This is a genomic window from Streptomyces sparsus (assembly GCF_054776295.1).
Genome location: NZ_BAAHCA010000474.1, coordinates 1 through 3,793, shown reverse-complemented (window position 1 = coordinate 3,793; position 3,793 = coordinate 1). Strand labels below are relative to the sequence as shown.

Here is a 3,793-nt window from a genome sequence, read left to right as displayed (position 1 = left end):
GGCCCGGGGCGGGGGCGTCAGCCCTGGCCGGAGGCGAGAGCGCGGCTGCGGTCGCGCGCGGCCTCCCGGGCGGCGATCAGCGCGGCCCGCACGCCGTGGTTCTCCAGTTCGCGGATCGCGTTGATGGTGGTGCCGGCCGGTGAGGTGACGTTCTCCCGGAGCTTCACCGGGTGCTCGCCGCTGTCCCGGAGCATCACCGCGGCGCCGTAGGCGGCCTGCACGATGAGGTCGTGGGCCTTGTCCCGGGGCAGGCCGAGCAGGATGCCGGCGTCGGTCATGGCCTCGACGAGGAAGTAGAAGTAGGCCGGGCCCGAACCGGAGAGCGCGGTGGCCGCGTCCTGCTGGGACTCCGGGACCAGCAGCGTCTTGCCGACCCCGCTGAAGATCTCCACGGCGTGCGCGAGGTCGGCCTCACCCGCGTGGGTGCCGGCGGAGATCACCGACATGGCCTCGTCCACCAGGGCGGGGGTGTTGGTCATGACCCGGACGACGGGGGTGCCCGGGGCGAGGCGTTCCTCGAAGAACGTGGTCGGTACGCCCGCGGCACCGCTGATGACCAGCCGGTCCGCGGGGGTGTGCGGGGCGAGCTCGTCGAGCAGGGCGCCCATGTCCTGGGGCTTCACGGTGAGGATGAGGGTGTCGGCGGACTCGGCCGCCTCCGCGTTGCCGACCGCCCGCACACCGTGCCGGACGCGCAGTTCCTCGGCGCGTTCCGGCCGGCGGGCGGTGACCAGCAGGTCCTCCCGGGACCAGCCGCCGCGGATCATCCCGCTGAGCAGCGCCTCGCCGATCTTTCCGGTGCCGAGCACGGCGACTTTCTGCGTCATGTGCCCAGTCTGGCAGGGCCGGGGAGGGCGGCGGGCGGGTGTCCGCGTCCTGGTACGCGGCCTCCGCACACCGCCGACGCGGGCGGGGGTCAGCCGCGGCGCTTGGACTTGCGGCGGGCGGCCGGGTTGCCGGTACGGGTCGAGCGGCGGCGCTCGTGCCGCTGCACGGCCTGCTCGTACTCGGTGCGGTGCAGTCTCTCGCCGGGGGCCTCGATCAGGCTGCGGATGCCGTAGGCGAGCAGCACACCGATGAAGCCGATGAGCCGGATGCTGTGCTGGGACTTGTCGTCGGTGTCCCGCGGCACGTCCGGACGCCGGACGAAGCCCGTCCAGGTACGGGTGAAGGCGATGGAGTTGCACACCGCGAAGGCCACCACCACGGCCACGTCGACCAGCCGGCCGACGTCGGCGATGGCCAGCCCCTGGTACGACAGGCGCAGCAGCAGCGCGCCGGCCGCCGCCGCCGCGAAGGCGGCCGTGGTCAGACCGATGCGACGCAGCACGTATCCGCGCGTCCGGTCCACCCAGCTGGTGCCGTAGAACCGGATCGGTTCCGGCTCGGGTGCGCGCTTCGGCGGTGCGGTGACGTCGTCCATGGCGTCGATTATCGCGCGCCCGCCGGCAGCACCGGCGAGGGGCTCCGGTGGGAGCGCCGCGGTGACGGCTGACACCTTCGCGCCCCGGCGGGCCCCGCCGGGCGATACGCTGCCTCACGTCCCGCGGGGGAAGTCCGGTGAAAGTCCGGCGCTGACCCGCAACGGTAGGCAGGGCCCAGGCCCTGCGAGCCCGATCGCCCGCGGCGGCACAGCTCCTGACAACTCGCCGTGGACTGCGAGGGGACGCGGCACGGCACACGTGCGCGGTGGCAGCACCGCGGGACGGCCGGGCGGCTCCTGCCCGTGCACGGCCCGAGGCGAAGGCGAACCGCCCGTGGCCACACCGGTCAAGCACGTCACCGACTCCCGGCCCACCGGTCGGCAGCCGCAGCGCGCCCCCGCCCGCCGACTGCCGCTCGTCCCGCTCGTCGCGGTGCTCACCGTCGTGCTGCTGGCCTCGCTGCCCGCCGCGGTCACCCTGGGCGCCTCCGGCCTGGGCTGGGGCGACGCCCTGACGTATCTGCGCGCCGGCCTGACCGGCGGCACCATCACGCCCGAGCAGGTGGCGGCCTACACCATCGTGTGGGAGATCCGCTTCCCCCGGGCGCTGCTGGCCGCCGTCGTCGGTGCCGGACTGTCGATCGTGGGGGTGGCCGTGCAGGCCATGGTCCGCAACGCGCTGGCCGACCCGTTCGTGCTCGGCATCTCCTCCGGTGCGGCGGTGGGTGCCAACGCCGTCCTGATCTTCGGCGCGCTCGGCTCCCTCGGCGTGTGGGCCGTCTCCGGTGCCGCGTTCGGCTCCGCCCTGGTCGCCATGACGCTGGTGTACGCGGTCGCCAACACCGCGCACGGGCTCACCCCGCTGCGGCTGGTCCTGACCGGTACCGCGATGTACTACGGGTTCTCCGCGGTGACCACGTTGATGGTGTTCATGGCCGAACGCGGCGAGGCGGCCAGGTCGGCGATGATGTGGCTGCTCGGCAGCCTCAGCGGCGCGACGTGGGCCTCGGTGCCCATCGCCGCCGTCGCGGTGCTCGGCGGAACGGCCCATCTGCTGCTGTCCGCCCGCCGGTTGAACGCGCTCGCCATGGGTGACGAGACGGCGGCGGCCCTGGGCATCGACGCCGGGCGCTTCCGCCGGGAGCTGTTCGTGCTCGCCGCGGCCGTCACCGGGACCGTCGTCGCCGTCAGCGGCGCGATCGGCTTCGTCGGCCTGATGGTCCCGCACGCGGTGCGCATGGTCGTGGGAGCCGACCACCGCCGGGTCCTGGTCGTGGCGCCGCTGGCCGGCGCGGTGCTGCTGGTGTGGGTGGACGTGCTCTCCCGGACCGTCATGCCGCCGGTGGAACTGCCGGTCGGCGTGCTGACCGCGATCATCGGCGTGCCCTGCTTCCTGCTGCTGATGCGGCGCCGCGGCTACGCCTTCGGAGGTGCCTGATGCAGGTGGACGTGGACGCGCTGACCGTGGAGATCGCCGGGGCCCGGCTGGTGCGGGAGGTGACGTTGCGGGCCGGGTCCGGCCGGATCGTCGGACTCGTCGGCCCGAACGGCAGCGGCAAGTCCAGCCTCCTGCGCTGCGTCTACCGGGCCGGCCGGCCCACCGCGGGCACCGTCCGCCTCGACGGTGCCGACGTGCGCGGCATGACGCCGCGGGAGAGCGCCCGCCGGCTGGCCGCGCTGCCCCAGGAGTCGGCCACCGACTTCGACTTCCTGGTCGAGGAGGTCGTCGCGATGGGGCGCGTCCCGCACCAGCGGGCGTCGGCCCGGACCACGGACGCCGACCGGGCGCACTGCGCGGACGCGCTGCGCAGGGTCGGCGCCGACCATCTGGCCGGCCGCGGCTTCACCAGCCTGTCCGGCGGCGAGAAGCAGCGGGTGCTGATCGCCCGCGCGCTCGCCCAGCAGGCCGCGGTGCTGGTGCTGGACGAGCCCACCAACCACCTGGACATCGCCCAGCAGTTGGAGGTGCTGGCGCTGGTCAGGGAGAGCGGGCTCACGGTCCTCACCGCGCTGCACGACCTGAACCTCGCCGCCCTGCACTGCGACGAGCTGTACGTCATCCGCGAGGGCGCCATCGTCGCCTCCGGCTCGCCGCACGACGTGCTGACCACCGAACTGCTCGCCGACGTGTTCGGCGTCCGCGCCCACCGGGTCCGCCACCCGGAGTCCGGTGCCGTGCAACTGCTCTTCGACCGCCTGCCCTGACCGGTGCCGCCGCCCGGAACGCCCCTGACGAGTGCCCGCCCCGACGAGTGAAGGACCGCTGACCACATGCCTCTCCCTCTCCGCACTGCGACGACCCTCCTCCCGCGCCGCCCGGCTGGGCGCGCAGCCACCCGCGCGTCCCACGGGCGCGTGTCCGGCGCGACG

At 74.5% G+C, this 3,793-nt stretch carries 4 protein-coding genes; 2 read left to right on the top strand and 2 right to left on the bottom strand.

What is annotated here, in order from left to right; all coding sequences use genetic code 11:
* Positions 1–17: 17 nt before the first annotated feature.
* Positions 18–827: a pyrroline-5-carboxylate reductase gene (gene proC / locus ACYVE9_RS18740; protein ID WP_461029038.1), complete on the bottom strand. Its 810-nt coding sequence runs from the start codon at positions 825–827 to the stop codon at positions 18–20.
* Positions 828–916: 89 nt separating this feature from the next.
* Positions 917–1,423, bottom strand: coding sequence for a hypothetical protein (locus ACYVE9_RS18735; RefSeq protein ID WP_461029037.1), 507 nt, complete (start codon positions 1,421–1,423; stop codon positions 917–919).
* A gap of 334 nt (positions 1,424–1,757) precedes the next feature.
* Between ACYVE9_RS18735 and ACYVE9_RS18730 the strand changes: the two genes are divergently transcribed.
* A complete protein-coding gene (locus ACYVE9_RS18730) occupies positions 1,758–2,861 on the top strand; it encodes a FecCD family ABC transporter permease (protein WP_461029036.1) in 1,104 nt (367 codons plus the stop codon).
* Positions 2,861–3,628 carry an ABC transporter ATP-binding protein gene (locus ACYVE9_RS18725; RefSeq protein WP_461029035.1) on the top strand — a complete coding sequence of 256 codons (768 nt, stop codon included), beginning with the start codon at positions 2,861–2,863 and terminating at the stop codon, positions 3,626–3,628. Before ACYVE9_RS18730 ends, ACYVE9_RS18725 begins: the two co-directional genes overlap by 1 nt.
* Positions 3,629–3,793: the final 165 nt, after the last annotated feature.